The sequence below is a fragment of the Bacillus sp. z60-11 genome (assembly GCF_046464135.1).
In the GTDB taxonomy this organism is placed as follows: domain Bacteria; phylum Bacillota; class Bacilli; order Bacillales; family Bacillaceae; genus Bacillus; species Bacillus sonorensis_A.
This window is the reverse complement of record NZ_JBIYSN010000001.1, coordinates 62,216-77,488: the sequence shown is the minus strand read 5'-3', so window position 1 is coordinate 77,488 and position 15,273 is coordinate 62,216. Positions and strand designations below refer to the sequence as shown.

The 15,273-nt window shown below is 46.8% G+C and carries 16 protein-coding genes; 3 read left to right on the top strand and 13 right to left on the bottom strand.

From position 1 onward, the window contains the following. Nucleotides 1-15: 15 nt before the first annotated feature. Nucleotides 16-1,227: an NO-inducible flavohemoprotein gene (gene hmpA, locus ACINLD_RS00470; protein ID WP_026586197.1), complete on the bottom strand. Its 1,212-nt coding sequence runs from the start codon at nt 1,225-1,227 to the stop codon at nt 16-18. Between the two features lie 252 nt (nt 1,228-1,479). Between hmpA and nsrR the strand changes: the two genes are divergently transcribed. Further along, the gene (gene nsrR / locus ACINLD_RS00465) at nt 1,480-1,911 is read left to right on the top strand and encodes a nitric oxide-sensing transcriptional repressor NsrR (protein WP_026586196.1); all 432 of its coding nucleotides are present in this window, start codon (nt 1,480-1,482) and stop codon (nt 1,909-1,911) included. Nucleotides 1,912-1,937: 26 nt separating this feature from the next. Here nsrR and ACINLD_RS00460 read toward each other — a convergent pair whose 3' ends face one another. Then, entirely contained in the window at nt 1,938-2,201 is a 264-nt protein-coding gene (locus tag ACINLD_RS00460; protein WP_372709768.1) for a DUF3889 domain-containing protein, read from the bottom strand. Between the two features lie 249 nt (nt 2,202-2,450). Between ACINLD_RS00460 and ACINLD_RS00455 the strand changes: the two genes are divergently transcribed. Next, nucleotides 2,451-2,699, top strand: coding sequence for a YhdB family protein (locus tag ACINLD_RS00455; RefSeq protein WP_026586194.1), 249 nt, complete (start codon nt 2,451-2,453; stop codon nt 2,697-2,699). Between the two features lie 25 nt (nt 2,700-2,724). Here the strand turns inward: ACINLD_RS00455 and ACINLD_RS00450 are convergent, their stop codons facing one another. The 10 genes from ACINLD_RS00450 to ACINLD_RS00405 form a co-directional block, all read right to left on the bottom strand. Further along, the gene (locus ACINLD_RS00450) at nt 2,725-3,243 is read right to left on the bottom strand and encodes an NADPH-dependent FMN reductase (protein WP_026586193.1); all 519 of its coding nucleotides are present in this window, start codon (nt 3,241-3,243) and stop codon (nt 2,725-2,727) included. Nucleotides 3,244-3,247: 4 nt separating this feature from the next. Further along, a complete protein-coding gene (locus tag ACINLD_RS00445) occupies nt 3,248-3,889 on the bottom strand; it encodes a response regulator (RefSeq protein ID WP_026586192.1) in 642 nt (213 codons plus the stop codon). Then, nucleotides 3,886-5,034 carry a GAF domain-containing sensor histidine kinase gene (locus tag ACINLD_RS00440; RefSeq protein ID WP_026586191.1) on the bottom strand — a complete coding sequence of 383 codons (1,149 nt, stop codon included), beginning with the start codon at nt 5,032-5,034 and terminating at the stop codon, nt 3,886-3,888. Before ACINLD_RS00440 ends, ACINLD_RS00445 begins: the two co-directional genes overlap by 4 nt. 266 nt (nt 5,035-5,300) lie before the next feature. Beyond that, nucleotides 5,301-5,489 carry a helix-turn-helix transcriptional regulator gene (locus tag ACINLD_RS00435; protein WP_026586190.1) on the bottom strand — a complete coding sequence of 63 codons (189 nt, stop codon included), beginning with the start codon at nt 5,487-5,489 and terminating at the stop codon, nt 5,301-5,303. 21 nt (nt 5,490-5,510) lie between these two features. Beyond that, nucleotides 5,511-5,969, bottom strand: coding sequence for a DUF6773 family protein (locus tag ACINLD_RS00430; RefSeq protein WP_026586189.1), 459 nt, complete (start codon nt 5,967-5,969; stop codon nt 5,511-5,513). A gap of 123 nt (nt 5,970-6,092) precedes the next feature. Next, nucleotides 6,093-7,841, bottom strand: a complete 1,749-nt coding sequence (locus tag ACINLD_RS00425; protein WP_026586188.1) for a phospho-sugar mutase — start codon at nt 7,839-7,841, stop codon at nt 6,093-6,095. A 190-nt stretch (nt 7,842-8,031) separates the two neighbouring features. Further along, the gene (gene glpD / locus ACINLD_RS00420) at nt 8,032-9,702 is read right to left on the bottom strand and encodes a glycerol-3-phosphate dehydrogenase (RefSeq protein WP_142246135.1); all 1,671 of its coding nucleotides are present in this window, start codon (nt 9,700-9,702) and stop codon (nt 8,032-8,034) included. 143 nt (nt 9,703-9,845) lie between these two features. Further along, nucleotides 9,846-11,336 carry a glycerol kinase GlpK gene (gene glpK, locus ACINLD_RS00415; RefSeq protein ID WP_026586186.1) on the bottom strand — a complete coding sequence of 497 codons (1,491 nt, stop codon included), beginning with the start codon at nt 11,334-11,336 and terminating at the stop codon, nt 9,846-9,848. Between the two features lie 41 nt (nt 11,337-11,377). After that, the gene (locus ACINLD_RS00410) at nt 11,378-12,193 is read right to left on the bottom strand and encodes an MIP/aquaporin family protein (RefSeq protein ID WP_026586185.1); all 816 of its coding nucleotides are present in this window, start codon (nt 12,191-12,193) and stop codon (nt 11,378-11,380) included. A gap of 230 nt (nt 12,194-12,423) precedes the next feature. Further along, a complete protein-coding gene (locus tag ACINLD_RS00405; protein WP_026586184.1) occupies nt 12,424-12,981 on the bottom strand; it encodes a glycerol-3-phosphate responsive antiterminator in 558 nt (185 codons plus the stop codon). A gap of 174 nt (nt 12,982-13,155) precedes the next feature. Between ACINLD_RS00405 and ACINLD_RS00400 the strand changes: the two genes are divergently transcribed. Next, nucleotides 13,156-14,148 carry a zinc-binding alcohol dehydrogenase family protein gene (locus ACINLD_RS00400; protein WP_077737138.1) on the top strand — a complete coding sequence of 331 codons (993 nt, stop codon included), beginning with the start codon at nt 13,156-13,158 and terminating at the stop codon, nt 14,146-14,148. Between the two features lie 161 nt (nt 14,149-14,309). Here ACINLD_RS00400 and ACINLD_RS00395 read toward each other — a convergent pair whose 3' ends face one another. Then, the gene (locus ACINLD_RS00395; protein WP_026586183.1) at nt 14,310-15,221 is read right to left on the bottom strand and encodes an AEC family transporter; all 912 of its coding nucleotides are present in this window, start codon (nt 15,219-15,221) and stop codon (nt 14,310-14,312) included. Nucleotides 15,222-15,273 lie beyond the last annotated feature (52 nt).

The window sequence follows — 15,273 nt, the reverse complement described above, 5'->3', positions numbered from 1 at the left end:
ACAGCTGCCTTTTGTTTAATTCGCAATCTCCATCTCGAGAGAAGATGCAAAGCTTTCATAACGGATGTTTTCCATGGGAACACCGAGATTCCGCAATCCATCGATGACGTTTTTCATGAAGGAAAGCGGTCCGCACACATAAAATTCACCGTCTTTATCATGCACGATCGTTCTCAAAAGCTCCTCATCCACCCGGCCTTTGATGACATGTTCGCCGGATGTTTCAACAGCGCGGCTGTAAACAAACAGCAGGCGGTTTTCCGGATTCACGCTGATTAGTTTTTCAGTTTCTTCTTTAAATGCATGCTGTTCTTGGGACTTGGCTGCATGTACGAACGTGATGTTCCGGTCAGCTTTTGCGGCCAGTGTTTTCGCCATGCTCATCACCGGAGTGATGCCGGATCCGGCGCTGATAAAGTAAACCGGCTTATCCGTCTGTCCGGACAGTGTGAAGTCTCCCGCCGGGACGCTCACTTCCAAGCTGCCGCCAATCTCCATCTGTTCATGCAGGTAGCTTGATACCCTTCCTTTCGGCTTGCCTTCTTCGGCTTCCAATTTGACTGAAATCCGGTAGTAATCCATATTCCAGACGTCTGACAAGCTGTACTGTCTTGTTAAAAAGTATGCCTCTCCCGGAATTTTAATCCGCACAGACACGTATTGGCCCGGGCTGAAAGGCGGCAGGTCTGTTCCGTCAGCCGGTTTTAAATAAAAGGAAGTGATCGTCTCAGATTCCTGCCGCTTATCTAAGACGACAAACGGTTTAAAGCCTTCCCAGCTTTCAGGAAGTTTTTTGTCTTCATCATACATTTGCTTTTCGATTTCAATAAACACGCGGGCGATCTCTTCATACGCCTCTGCCCATGCCTGAAGAATCTCCTCTGTCGCAGCGTCGCCGAGCACGATTTCAATCGCTTCCAACAGGTGCTGGCCGACGATCGGATAGTGCTCAGGCTTCACATCCAGACTTTTATGCTTATGTCCGATCTGTTTGACAACCGGCAGGAGCGCTTCGAGGCGGTCGATATTCTCCGCCGCCTGCAAAACCGTGTAAGCCAGCGCTTTAGGCTGGCCGCCGGTCTGCTGACGTGACATGTTAAAAATGTTCTTCAGCTCAGGATGTGCGTTGAACATTCTTTTGTAAAAACAAGATGTAATCTCCGTTCCTTTTTCCTTTAAAACAGGGGCAGTCGATTTCACGATTTGCATTGTTTTTTCAGATAGCATACTGTTTGCTCCTCTCCAGTTTCTTTAAAGATATATTTAAAATACATCTTTAAAGGCGCAAAACGGTCTTTTTTAAAGTATTTCTTAGGTTAAAGATGTATTTTATCTACATCTTTATCGTAGTCCTTTCGGTTCATTAAAGCAATATTATGAACGAATGTTTTATATTTTTGTAACAATTTCCGCTTCACCCTCATAAGCGGAGGCAAATGTGATAAGATAATGTAAACTTGTTTGATTGAGGGTAATGCGATGAAATTAACAAATTATACGGACTACTCATTAAGAGTTCTGATTTTTCTAGCATCCAAAAACTCAAACGAGCTTGTCAATATAAAGGACATCGCCGACACCTACTCCATTTCAAAAAACCACCTCATGAAGGTGATTTACGAGCTTGGCAAGCTTGGCTACGTGGAAACGATTCGGGGCCGCAATGGCGGAATCCGTCTCGGAAAAGCGCCTGAACAGATTAATATCGGTGAAGTCATCCGAAAAACTGAAGATGATTTTGATCTTGTGGAATGCTTTAATAAAGAAAAAAACAACTGCATTCTTTCCCCTACATGCGGGTTAAAACATGTATTAAACAAAGCGCTTTCCGCATATTTGGAAGTGCTTGATCAATATACTCTTCAGGACATCATCTTTAATCAGGACCACATACGTAAATTGTTGAGTTAACGAAGGAATCGTCTCCTTCGTTTTTTTTACAGGGGAAATATCTGTACGCTGATAATCGCATTTGTCACCGGATGAAAATAGACTTCCGCATGCGCTGAAAAGGCTTTGCCTTCCTGAATGACGGTCACCCTGAATACATCTTTTGCCTGTTCATCATTGACCTCGGTCCGCCCTACATATTCATAATCCTCTAATTTGGCGCCCTTGTATTTTTCCTCAAGCGCGCTCCAGGCGATTCTTTCCCACCTGTCAGCCGAATCGTGTTCAAGCCCTGATATATGGTTCTCCATGAATGTGAAAAGCACGAGCACACTGAAAAAGACCGCGAATTTCTTCATTGTTGGATCGCTCCGTTTGCATTGTACATATGATTATCATGACCAGAAAAACGGCTGACATGCAAAATTTTTCGTTTTCCTTATACCATCCTCATATTTCTAGGCTCTGCACGTCAGGGAGACCAAGTTTTGCCCGAAGAAAAAATGCCTCCGTCACATAAAATAATCAAGACTCCTTAAGAAAGAAGGGAGAATCGCGAAGTGAACTATGCCGATTATGATAAAGCTTTGTATTACACGCACCGATCTCAATGGGATAACCTGCTCATCTTAATGGTGCGCACCGAGGATGATTTGCTATCCAAACGAATTGAACATTTCTTGCACGCCTATAATTTTGAAAGGGACGACACCATAGTCGAAAAAAGGCTTTATGACCTGCTTCAATATATTGATCATGCTTCATTTACCGGGCATGAAAACGAAAACGGCGTGCTTGTCTTCACATAAAAAAAGCCTGGCGCTTTATCAAGCGTCAGGCTTTTTGAAATTTGGCAAACAACAGAAGTTCTTCCATCACATGTTTGATGCTCACTTGCGCTTCTTCTGCGACCGTACTGTTTGCCTCATCAATATGGATCGGGTCGAGTATCAGCTGCTTTGTGATCACATTCGCATACAGGCCGCGAGCTACGATGCGCATGTTGGTCAGAGCGTTCATCCCGCCTTTTCCGCCGCCGGCACATGCAAACAATGCCACCGGTTTTCCGGCAAACTGCTCATTGCTTAAAAAGTCGAGCGCATTTTTTAAAGCGCCGCTCATACCGCTGTGATATTCCGGGGATAATAACACGACAGCATCCGCTTCTTTTACGGCTTTTTTCAGGTTTTGCACATTTTCCAAGGCAAACTGTTCTTCCTCTCCGTTAAAAACCGGCAGAATGAATTCGCTTAAATCGATCAGGTCGGTGTGGTATGTGTTGGCGATATATGATGCGGCGATCCTCGTTCTTCCTTTTTTTCTTGCGGTTCCGCTGATAACGGTGATTTTCATTTGATCATCTCCTGGTATTTGGATATATATCATGTTTCACGGCAAACAATGCAGCCTGTGTCCGATCTGACAGTTCAAGCTTTGACAGCAGATTGGATACGTGGGTTTTGACCGTTTTTTCACTGATAAATAATGAAGCTGCAATTTCCTTATTGCTTTTGCCTTGAGCAATTTCAAATAAAACATCTTTTTCTCTATTTGTCAATTGGTGGATTCTTTCTTTCTCATGAGCCTGTGACATATGGTGAAAGATGTGGGACATAATCTTCGGGTCAAGCGTATGCCTGCCTTCGTGCACAGCCCTGATCGTTTCGACAAGCTCATCCGGCTCGGCATCTTTGAGCTGATAGGCTTCAGCGCCGGCCTGGATCGCCGGAATCACATGCGCTTCATCGGCATAGCTTGTCAAGACGATCACTTTTACTCGAGGATGGGCTTTTTTGATCTGTTTTGTCGCTTCAATTCCGTCCATTTCGGGCATCGATAGATCCATCAGGACGATGTCGGCCGCGTGCCGCTTCAACGCTTCCAACACTTCCACACCAGTCGATGCTTCCCCTGCGACTTCGAGATCTCTTTGCGTTTTGAAAAAAAACAGCAGGCCTTTTCTGACAATATGATGATCATCGGCAATGATGATTTTTATTTTCTCCACTTTGCCTCCCCCTTCTCCCTTAAAGGCAGTAACACCCGGATTTTCGTCCCTTTGTTGATGTCCGTTTCAAGCTGGAAGAGACCGCCGGCTTTTTCCGTCCGCTCTTTCATCCCTTTTAAGCCGAACGTTGGAAGATTTGAATCGGGATCGTATAGAAATCCTTTACCATCATCCTCAATTTCAAGTACGGCAGATGACGGGGACACACTGATGTTTACATGGACGAGTTTCGCTTCGGCATGTTTTTTACAGTTGCTGAGTGCTTCCTGGCTCAGGCGCCAAAACAGCTCTTCCTCTTCCGGCGATAAGCGGAGCACACCGCTCTGTGTCATGTTGACATCAAGCCCGAGGACTTCGGCATACTTTTCAACAGCCGCCGACAGTCCTTCCTCAAGTCCCTGGGGCCTGAGCTGCCAAATCAACGCCCTCATCTCAAGCAGTGCTTCATGTGACAGATGCTGGATAAACTCAAGCATTTCACAGACGTCAGGGTTATCTGTCAGCTCGCCCGCGGCTTTGGCGGTCAAGCTTAAAGAAAAAATCATTTGATTGACGGAGTCATGCAAATCTTGCGCGAGCCTGTTCCGCTCGGTCAACAATAGATTCCTGCGTTCATGTTCGGCGAGCTTGATCCGCTTAATCGCTGTGCCGATTTGGAGAGCGACGGCCTCTAAAAGAGCCAGCTCTTCCCGATCAAAATGGCTCTTGCCGGGAGCGGCCACATTCAAAAGACCGAAGCGTTTATTCTGGTCTCTAAGGGGCACTGTTGCATGGTGTGTAATGCCTTCCGGGTCGCCCCTCTTCATTTTAATCGCCGCTTCAATGCGCTGACAGTGAATGATATTTGTCGCCCTGTCCATGTTTTCATCCCTGTACTGCTGAATGCAGTAGCATCCTCCTTCACACAGTAAACGACTGTTGTCATAAGCCAGAGCCTCGGGTAAAAAAGCGGAAGCTGCCAGCTCAAACCCGCCTTTTTCATCAATTAAAAATAGCCATGCCGTCCTGAGTCCTGTTAGATCAAGCAGCTTTTTTAAGACGGCATCAAGGGTTTCCTGTAGATAGTGCCCTTCATTTAAAGTTTCCGCGATTTCTTTCAGTGTTTTTAACTTTTCAAACCGGGTGTTTTCTCCCAACAGCTTCATCCGCCCTTCTTTTAAATTCGTTCGAACTGACGGCTTATTTTATTATACAAATGTTTTTTAAAAAGCGGCTCCCCCAGAGGTTCTGAAATGGCTCACCATTTGTGCTGAATCGTTCTAAGACTTTTGGCTTAGGACGCGAAGTGTCATCTTTGAGGTGTTGTGATGGTCGATTTTCTTATATTCCCTAATCGGCTTGACTTGCTATGTATTCCGCAAATCCCCTGTGCCAAACAAAAAGAAGAATTCATCGTCCGGCTTCAATCCCAAAATAATTCGTCCAACGTTTTGTCCAGCGCTTTTGCAATGGCGATGCAAAGCTGCAATGTCGGATTGTATTTGTTTTTTTCAATCAGCCCGATCGTCTGCCTTGTCACATGAACCCGTTCGGCCAATTGCGCCTGAGTCCACGATTTTTCGATTCGGGCCAATTTCACTCTGTTAACCATCTCCTCACCCGCCATGTCGATTTAATCATCCAAAAGATCTTGATTTTTTTTGAAAGATTTGTGTAAAGAAATAAAATTGGTGATGAAGTAGAGAAAGGTAAAAAGCACAAACATGACAATCAGGTCCAGCCATTCCTCCGGGCCGTCCGGAATGCCAGTGAAAATAAGCGTTAAAATAGAAAAAATGATACCTGAAGTAATGCTGACGGCCAGCATTTCTTTTCTTTTTTTTCGGTAAGCCGTTTTGCTGGCAATCTCCGGATACTCAAGGCCTGATAAAAGATAGCGGAGCAAGATCCAGCCCGCGTATACTGCAAAAGCGATCCCGCTGACCAAATATTCGGATGATGGCCTCTGCAAAATTAAGCCTCTGATCAGAAAATCGAGAAACAATAGGGCTGCGATCATCATACCGGCTTCGCTGAAAAATTGGTTCATGCTCTTGTTAACATATTCGTCTCCTGATTTAAAGAACTTCATGACAGCTTAATCCCCCTCGTTATATGCAATATATACATTACTTAATGCAAATTATATATTACATCAATCAGGATAACTTTTCAATGCAAACGAAAAAATCCGCCTGCCCGGCGGATTTTTGGCTTACGATTTCGAGGTTGCCTCTACAATCTCGTCTATTTTTTTCATCACTTCATCTGATAAGGTGTTCAGACGGGCTTCACTGTCTTCGTCCGTATCGCCTTTGACCGCGAAATAAAACTTCACTTTCGGCTCCGTGCCGGATGGCCTTAGGCAGAACCACGATCCGTCTTCAAGGAAATATTTCAGCACATTCGATTTTGGAAGGTCGATCATTTCTTCCTTGTTTTCCTTCAAAAGCGTCCGTTTGCCGGCGAGATAGTCTTCGGCTGATACCACGTCTTTTCCGGCGATTACATGTGGCGGCTGCTCTCTAAAAGTGCTGAGAATGGCAGCGATCTGTTCAGCTCCTTCTTTCCCTTTGAGGGTAAGGGATTTCAAGCCTTCACGATAATAACCGTATGTTTTATACAGCTCCTGCAGCCCGTCGTACAGGGATTTTCCCTGCTTCTTGTAGAAGGCGCAGACTTCAACGGCAAGGAGCGCAGCTTGTACGGCGTCCTTATCCCTTGCAAAGTCGCCGATTAAATAGCCGTAGCTTTCTTCATAGCCGAACTGGAAAGTGTATTCGCCTGAAACATGGTACTGCTTAATTTTTTCGCCGATGAATTTAAAGCCTGTCAGCACATCGATTGTATCGAGCCCGAATGAAGCGGCGATATCGCGCCCCATTTCACTTGTCACAATCGTTTTTAAAACGACTCCGTTTTCCGGGAGGATTCCTTTTTCCTGTTTTTGCGAAAGCAGGTAATGAAGGAGTAGCGCTCCTGTCTGGTTGCCCGTCAATACAACGTAGCGGCCGTCGTGATCTTTCACGGCGACGCCGAGGCGGTCCGCATCGGGATCGGTCCCGATCAGGATATCGGCTCCTTTTTCTTCTCCGAGTTTGATCGCATACTCAAAAGCGGCGTGTTCTTCAGGATTCGGTGAAGAAACGGTTGAAAAATCGGGATCAGGAAGCTCCTGTTCAGGGACAACGGTTACCTGTTCATAGCCGAGTGCTTTCAGTCCTCGTCTGACAGATTTGTTAGCCGTGCCGTGAAGCGGTGTGAAAATCACCTTTACATCTGTTTCTTTGGACAAATCCGGATTGACGGAGATCGTTGTCAGCTTCTCAAGGTATGCTTGATCAATATCTTCGCCGATGATGTTAATCAGCCCTTTTTCTGTTAAGGCATCCTGATCGCCTTCTGTGATCTCCAGTTCGTTTTCTATCGCATTGACATGGCCGATGAGCTTATCAGCAGCTTCTGGCGTCAGCTGTGCTCCGTCATCGCCGTATACTTTGTAGCCGTTGTATTCCGGCGGATTATGGCTTGCCGTAATGACGATTCCGGCGTATGCGTTCAGTTCTCTTACAGCAAATGAAAGCTCAGGTGTCGGGCGAAGTTCGTCAAACAAGTATGTTTGCACACCGTTTGCGCCAAGTGTTTTGGCCGCTTCCATCGCAAATTCAGGCGACTTGTGGCGGGAATCATAAGCGATGACAACGCCCCGCTTTTTGGCTTCTTCACCGCTTGCGGCAATATAAGAAGCAAGCCCCGCCGATGCTTTGCGGACCGTATAGACGTTCATCCGGTTTGGACCTGGTCCGATTTCTCCGCGCATACCTGCCGTTCCGAATTCAAGCTTTTTATAAAAGCAATCCTCCAGTTCTTTTTCATTTCCTTCTGCTGCAAGAAGCAAAGATTTTAATTCAGGATCCAGGTTATCCGTGTTCTTCCAGCGTTCATAGCTTTTTCTCCAGCTCATGACAGACCTCCATTGTTTCGCTTATGTAATCGCGGCTTTTCTTTTTATATTATCGGATAAACGCCTGCTTTGTCCAAAGTTAGACGGCTCATCTCAAAAAATGAGGCTGCCCTTTGCGGGGGCAGCTCCATTTTAGTCATATAGACTCTATTATGAGCAAAATCGACACAGGTCTTTAGAATCAATTCGCTTATTTGCTTGCAAGCGGGACAACGGCGTCATGGAGAAGCTGTTCCAATGTTTTGACCTGTTCGGCCTTTGTTTCAGCGTCCCAGTTCAGCTTATCACTCATATACTCCGTAAGTCCCTCTTTATAAGTGCGGACCCAATCAATGTCAAAGAATAATGCACCCGTTCTGCGGACAAAGAAGTCTGCTAGTGAAGCGGCCATTTCTTCATCGATGGCGTAGTCCATCTCCGCCAGCACGTGAACCGGAATACGTCGTTTAGCTGCTTCTTCTTTGAGCGTTTTCACCCGTTCAAACAGGCGGTCTGTATTTGATCCGTATCTTGCAGCAAGCTGAGCGGCTGTTTGTTCTGTCAAACCTGCTGCAGCGCCTTCGGCGGCTTTTTTCTCGATAAAAGCCTGCAGGTTTTTGGAACCGCCGATGTGGCCGCCTGAAATCGGCATCGTTTTCGTTTTGCAAGGTCCGAAGTCTTTGTCTCCTTCCTCTTTTAAGCGCGTTCTGACAAGATCGACGATATGTTCAGCCATTTTTCTGTAGCCGGTCAGTTTTCCCCCGGCAATCGTGATCAAACCGGAGTCCGATGTCCAGATTTCGTCTTTTCGGGAAATCTCGGACGGATCTTTTCCTTCTTCATGAATCAGCGGTCTGAGCCCGGCCCAGCTGGATTCCACATCATCGGCTTTGATGCCTAGACTAGGGAACATATAATTGATCGCGTTGATGACATAATCCCTGTCTTCAGTCGTCATTCGCGGATGTTCAAGATCTTTGGTGTAGACGGTATCGGTTGTTCCGACATATGCCTTGCCGTCCCTCGGTATGGCAAAGACCATGCGGCCGTCGGGTGTGTCGAAATAAACCGCTTGTTTTAATGGGAATACCGATTGGTCGAAGACAAGGTGTACACCCTTTGTATGCTGAAGGTGTTTGCCTTCTTTTGAACGGTCTTTTTCTCTCAGGCGGTCGACCCAAGGGCCTGTCGCATTGACGACTTTTTTCGCATAGACGCGGTACGTTTTCTTTGTCAGGACATCTTCAATGACCACGCCTCTGACCTTGCCGTTCTCATAGAGAAATTCGCTTACTTTCGCATAGTTTACGGCATCGGCTCCAAAATTGACCGCTTCTTTTAATACTTCCATTGTCAGTCTGGCGTCATCTGTGCGGTATTCGACATAATAGCCGCCGCCTTTCAGGCCGTCCTTTTTCACAAGCGGCTCTTTGTCGAGCGTTTCGTTCGCGTTCAGCATGCTTCTCCGCTCGGATTTTTTGACGCCCGCCAAAAAGTCATACACCCTGAGGCCGATCGATGTCGAGAACTTGCCAAATGTGCCTCCTTTATGCATCGGCAGAAGCATCCATTCGGGTGTTGTCACATGCGGTCCGTTTTCATAAACAATCGCCCGCTCTTTGCCGACTTCGGCGACCATTTTGACTTCAAACTGCTTTAAATAGCGGAGCCCTCCATGGACGAGCTTCGTTGAACGGCTTGATGTCCCTGCGGCGAAGTCCTGCATTTCGCAAAGAGCTGTTTTCATCCCCCGTGAAGCGGCATCCAAGGCCGTTCCGGCTCCCGTGATTCCCCCTCCGATAATAAACACATCATACGTCTGTTTTGTCATAGCCTGCAGAATATCGTCGCGTTTGCGGCTTGAAAATAATGATTCCATTATAAAAGTCCTCCCTTGTTGTCACGGCAAATAACAGAAAAAGAGACCACAAACATCCAAAGCAAATATTGTGCTTTGGTGCCTGTGGTCTCTCCTCTTCTCCAACCGTTTCTATTAACTTAAGTTCATTGTAGCATAATGATTGATTATTTAAAAGCCATAGCTGCTTGAACGGCCTTTTTCCATCCGCTGTATAGGCTCTCGCGTTCTTTTTCATCCATTTTCGGCTCAAAGCGTTTATCCAGATGCCATTGGTCTTTGATTTCTGAACGGTCGTTCCAGAAGCCGACTGCAAGGCCTGCTAAATAGGCTGAACCAAGCGCGGTCGTTTCATTGATTTCCGGACGTTCAACCGGAACATCGAGAAGATCCCCCTGAAACGACATCAAGAAGTTGTTCTTCACGGCTCCGCCGTCCACACGCAGCGTTTTCACTTCAATTCCGGAATCCTCTGTCATCGCATCAAGCACATCTTTCGTTTGATATGCAAGCGACTCAAGCGTTGCTCTGATAAAATGCTCTTTCGACGTTCCGCGGGTCAGGCCGAATACCGCGCCGCGGACATCGCTGTCCCAATATGGCGTACCTAAGCCGACAAATGCTGGAACCACATAGACACCATCTGCGGATTCCACCCTCACAGCGTAATTTTCACTTTCCTTCGCATCTTTAAACATTCTCAGCCCATCGCGCAGCCACTGGATGGCCGAACCGGCGACAAACACGCTTCCTTCCAGAGCATACTCGACCTTTCCGTCAATTCCCCAAGCGATCGTCGTCAACAGGCCGTGCTCTGATTTAATCGCTTTTTCCCCGGTGTTCATCAGCATGAAGCAGCCTGTGCCATACGTGTTTTTAACCATTCCTTCTTCAAAGCAGGCTTGGCCGAACAATGCCGCCTGCTGGTCGCCGGCCGCTCCGGCAATCGGAATACTCTGTCCGAAGAAATGGTAGTCGACCGTTTCAGCGTACACGTGAGAAGATGGCTTGACTTCCGGAAGCATGGATTTCGGAACGTCGAGAATGTCGAGCAGCTCCTCATCCCACTTCAAGTCATAAATGTTGAACATCAATGTTCTTGAAGCGTTGGAATAATCCGTCACATGGGCTTTTCCGCCAGACATTTTCCAGATCAGCCATGTGTCGATCGTTCCGAAGAGGAGGTCGCCGTTTTTGGCTTTTTCCCTCGCCCCCTCGACATTGTCCAAAATCCACTTTACTTTTGTTCCTGAAAAGTAAGGATCGATCAAGAGTCCTGTTTTTTCTCTGACCGTCTTTTCATAGCCTTTAGCTTTTAATTCATGGCATATATCCGCCGTTTGCCGCGACTGCCAGACAATCGCATTGTAAACCGGCTTGCCGGTATGCTTATCCCAGACGACTGTCGTTTCCCTCTGGTTCGTGATACCGATTCCCGCTATTTGTCCTGCCTCAATTCCTGATTCGGAAAGAGCCGACGCGATCACCGCCAGAACCGAGCCCCAGATTTCATTTGCATTGTGCTCAACCCAGCCCGGGTTTGGGAAATACTGAGTGAATTCTTTTTGCGCAACATGCACGATTTCCCCGTCTTTGTTGAAGATAATCGCTCTTGTGCTTGTCGTCCCTTGATCAAGAGATAAAATATACTTTTCCATTTTAAATCCCCCTTATTGTGTCTGTTCAAGCAGATGCTTTCTTAAAATGTGACTGATTTATCGACAGCCTGTTTTTTCATATGAATATAGAAACCTAACAATATCACAGCGAGTACAACGCTTACAATCCAAAAGGTGTTTGTCAGATGTCCTTTAAAAACAGCATTGTAAAATACGCCTGCAAAAGAGCCGCCGAGAACCGGTCCGAGAACTGGAATCCAGGCATATCCCCAATTGGAGCCGCCTTTTCCTGCAATCGGCAGAACAAAGTGGGCAATTCTCGGGCCTAAATCGCGGGCCGGGTTGATCGCATATCCGGTCGTTCCGCCAAGCGAGAGACCGATGGCCACGATCAGAAATCCGACGACAAGCGGATTTAGACCATCTGTGAATTTATTTGCACCAATTGCTAAAATACCGAGTACGAGAATAAATGTCCCGAGTGTTTCACTGAACAGATTGGCAAATGTATTGGGAATGGCCGGACCTGTTGAAAACACCCCGAGCTTCGCTCCCTGATCTTCTGTTTCTTTCCAATGCGGCAAATAATGAAGATAAATGAGGACAGCTCCTAAAAACGCGCCGATCATCTGGCCTAAAATATAGGAAGGTACCTGTTCCCAAGGGAAATCACCGACAAACGCCAACCCCAATGTTACAGCGGGGTTTAAATGCGCACCGCTGATATTCCCGACGGCATACACGGCCATGGCTACGCCAAGCCCCCAGCCAAATGTGATCACAATCCATCCCGATTGATGTGAAAGCGATTTCTTCAAATTCACTCCTGCACATACTCCTGCTCCAAACACGATGAGCAGCATCGTTCCTACAACTTCCCCCCAAAATGCTGTCATGATGATCCCTCCTAAACAATCTATTGATAAGTCCGTGTATTCCAGATGAACGTTATCGTCCACCTTATCCACTGTGCCTAAAAAACCATAAAAAAACACAGCAAACTTTCTTTACATAGTGATAGTAAAGAATTGCTGTGGTCTCCGCGTCTCCGTCACAATGTATTAACTTAGTAAGATCGTATCGTATTTTGTAAGCGTTGTCAATAAAATTTCACACTTTCATTTTTTCAGCCCCAATATTTTTTCCACAGTTCCGTATTAGAGGTGGTGACAGCGGCGGCTCCGGCTGCCAATGCCTGTCTGACATCGTTTTCGGAACGGATGAATCCGCCTGCGAATATCGGAATTCCGGTTTTTTCCTTTACTTCTTTAATTAATGCCGGCGAGATTCCCGGAAGCACTTCTATATAGTCAGGCCTGTGTTTTTTGACAAGCTCAATGCTTTTGCTCATGGCGCTTGTATCGATTAAAAACATGCGCTGGATCGCATATACTTTCTTTTGCTTCGCCTTGGCGATAACGCTTGACCGGGTGGACAGAATGCCCGCCGGCTTCATTTCCTGGCAGATGAATTCAGCTCCGTATTCATCATGCTTGATTCCCTGGATTAAGTCGACATGGACAAGCATCTTTTTTCCGCGGGACCTCGCCGCGCTAATGACGCCGCCAAGCTGTCCCAGATGAATATCAAGAAGGACGCCGTATGAAAAAGGACTGTCCAAAAAAGTATCAAATTGTTTCATGTTCCGGACGGCCGGTAAAATTTGCTGATCGTGAAAACTCATGTTTCATCTCCTTCACTTTTTTACTGTTTTACACTAAAGGAATTTCCTGCGCATTGCAATCCCCTTTAGAAAGTTTGGCCTCTTCGGGCTGTATACCATTCCCAGACAGATCTTTTACATTCCTTCTGACTAAACAGATATAATTGATTTCAAATAATCAAAGGAGGAGTCTTGATGAAAGCGATCATTCATGACGGAACGACCGGACTTGCAGGTCTTACATACGAAGACGTACCGGCAAAATCGCCGGGGAGCGGTGAAGTAAAAATCAAGCTGAAAGCGGCAGGGCTAAACCGCCGGGATCTGTTTCTGTTTCAATCCAGAACAATCAGCGATGCCCCGTATATACCGGGTTCGGACGGAGCGGGTGTGATAGAAGAAATCGGCGGGGGCGTTCACGATCTCTCCGTCGGAACAGAGGTGATCATCAATCCGAGCATCGATTGGGAATCGACGGATTCCGTTCCAGATGTGCCGGACATTCTCGGGGGCCCTTCTGACGGAACCTTTGCGGAATACGTCATAGCTCCGGCCAAACACGTTGTGAAAAAGCCCGCTTACCTTTCATGGGAGGAAGCAGGCGTCTTGCCATTGGCCGCTCTGACAGCCTCTAGAGCCCTGTTTACGAGAGGAGGCTTGAAAAAAGGCCAGCATGTTTTAATTCCCGGCATCGGAAGCGGTGTCGCAACATATGCGCTCTTGATGGCAAAAGCTGCGGGAGCACATGTCACCGTGACCTCCCGGAGCGGGGAAAAAAGGGAAGAAGCGCTCAAGTACGGAGCAGACCAAGCCTTTGACAGCCGCAGTGATTGGAAAGAAAGCCTGAATGGAAGCCTTGTTGACCTCATACTTGACAGCATCGGTCCGGCAACATTTGATCACTATTTTGATGTGATCAAGCCGAATGGACGTATCGTCAGTTTTGGAGCCAGTTCGGGAGACAGCATCACCATTCCCCTGCGTTCGCTGTTCTTTCCGCAGATCAGCATCATCGGAACATCGATGGGCAGCCTTGAAGAATTCAAGGAAATGCTCAGTTTTATGGAACACCATTTGCTGAAACCGGTCATCGATCAGGTTTTCCCATTATCAGAAGGGGCTGCTGCCTTTAAGCGGCTCGCCGACGGCGAACAGTTCGGAAACATTGCTCTGTCAATCGATGGTTAAGACGGCTCGCCTGCGGCGGTTCCTTGCCGCCGCTTTTTTTGACCGCCTGTGTGCTGCCGGTGGTGAAGTTTCCCCATCATTTCTTAAACTATTTCTCCGGAAGAGATGCCGTTCCTTCTTTTCTTCTCACCACGCAAAAAGGCCGCCCAGGTCATTTTAGGTCAGCCCCACAAAGACAGCATCCACAGTACGATCGGCAGGGTGGCGATGCTGAGCATCGTACTGATGAAGGTTGAGCTTGAGACAATTTCCGGCTTTGTTTGAAACTGTACGGCCATCAACGTCGTATTGGCCGCTGTCGGCATAGCCGCGGCCAGGATCATGATTTTTTTGACAAGGTCATCGACAGGCAGAATCATGGTAAACCCCCATGCAATCAGCGGAGACACGAACAGTTTCAGCAGGAGCGAGTAAGAGACCTTCCGATATTCGATTTGTTTAAAGGAGATGACGGCAAGCTGCATGCCTAGAATAATCATGATTGTCGGTATCGCAGCGTCGCCTACTAATTTAATTGCCGTCATTAACTGTTCGGGAATCGAAATATGAGTCAGCTGAAAACACATGCCAAGCAAAGCACCGTATGCGACGGGCATCCGGGTGACTCTGGCCATGACCGTTTTAAATCCGCCCGCTTCAGGACTTCCTTTCGCCGCGTAATAGACGCCGATCGTGCTCATGACGAGCTGCTGAAGGACCATCAGCACAACTGCGATATCGAGCCCTGCCGCCCCATAAACAAGCAATACGACCGGAGTCCCGTAGTTTCCGTTGTTCATGAACGCCGACGACAGCACAAGCGCGCACCGCTCTTGATTGGAATACCTATGAAAATATGAAATGACATAAACAAAAAGAATCAAAATGATACAAAGACCGAGACAAAAGACAGACATATAGACGTAATCCATTGTCAATTTGTTTTCATAAAAGGTATCAAACGCCAAAAAAGGAGACATTAAATAAAGCGACATTTTAGATAAGTTTTGGATGTCAAAATGAAGCAGTTTCTGACCGGTAAACCCGATCGCAAAAATTCCGAATACAGGCAATAAAACAAGCAAAAACTCCATGATGCACCTTCTTTTTATGTATAAACCGATTCAGCATTAATTTCAATCATAT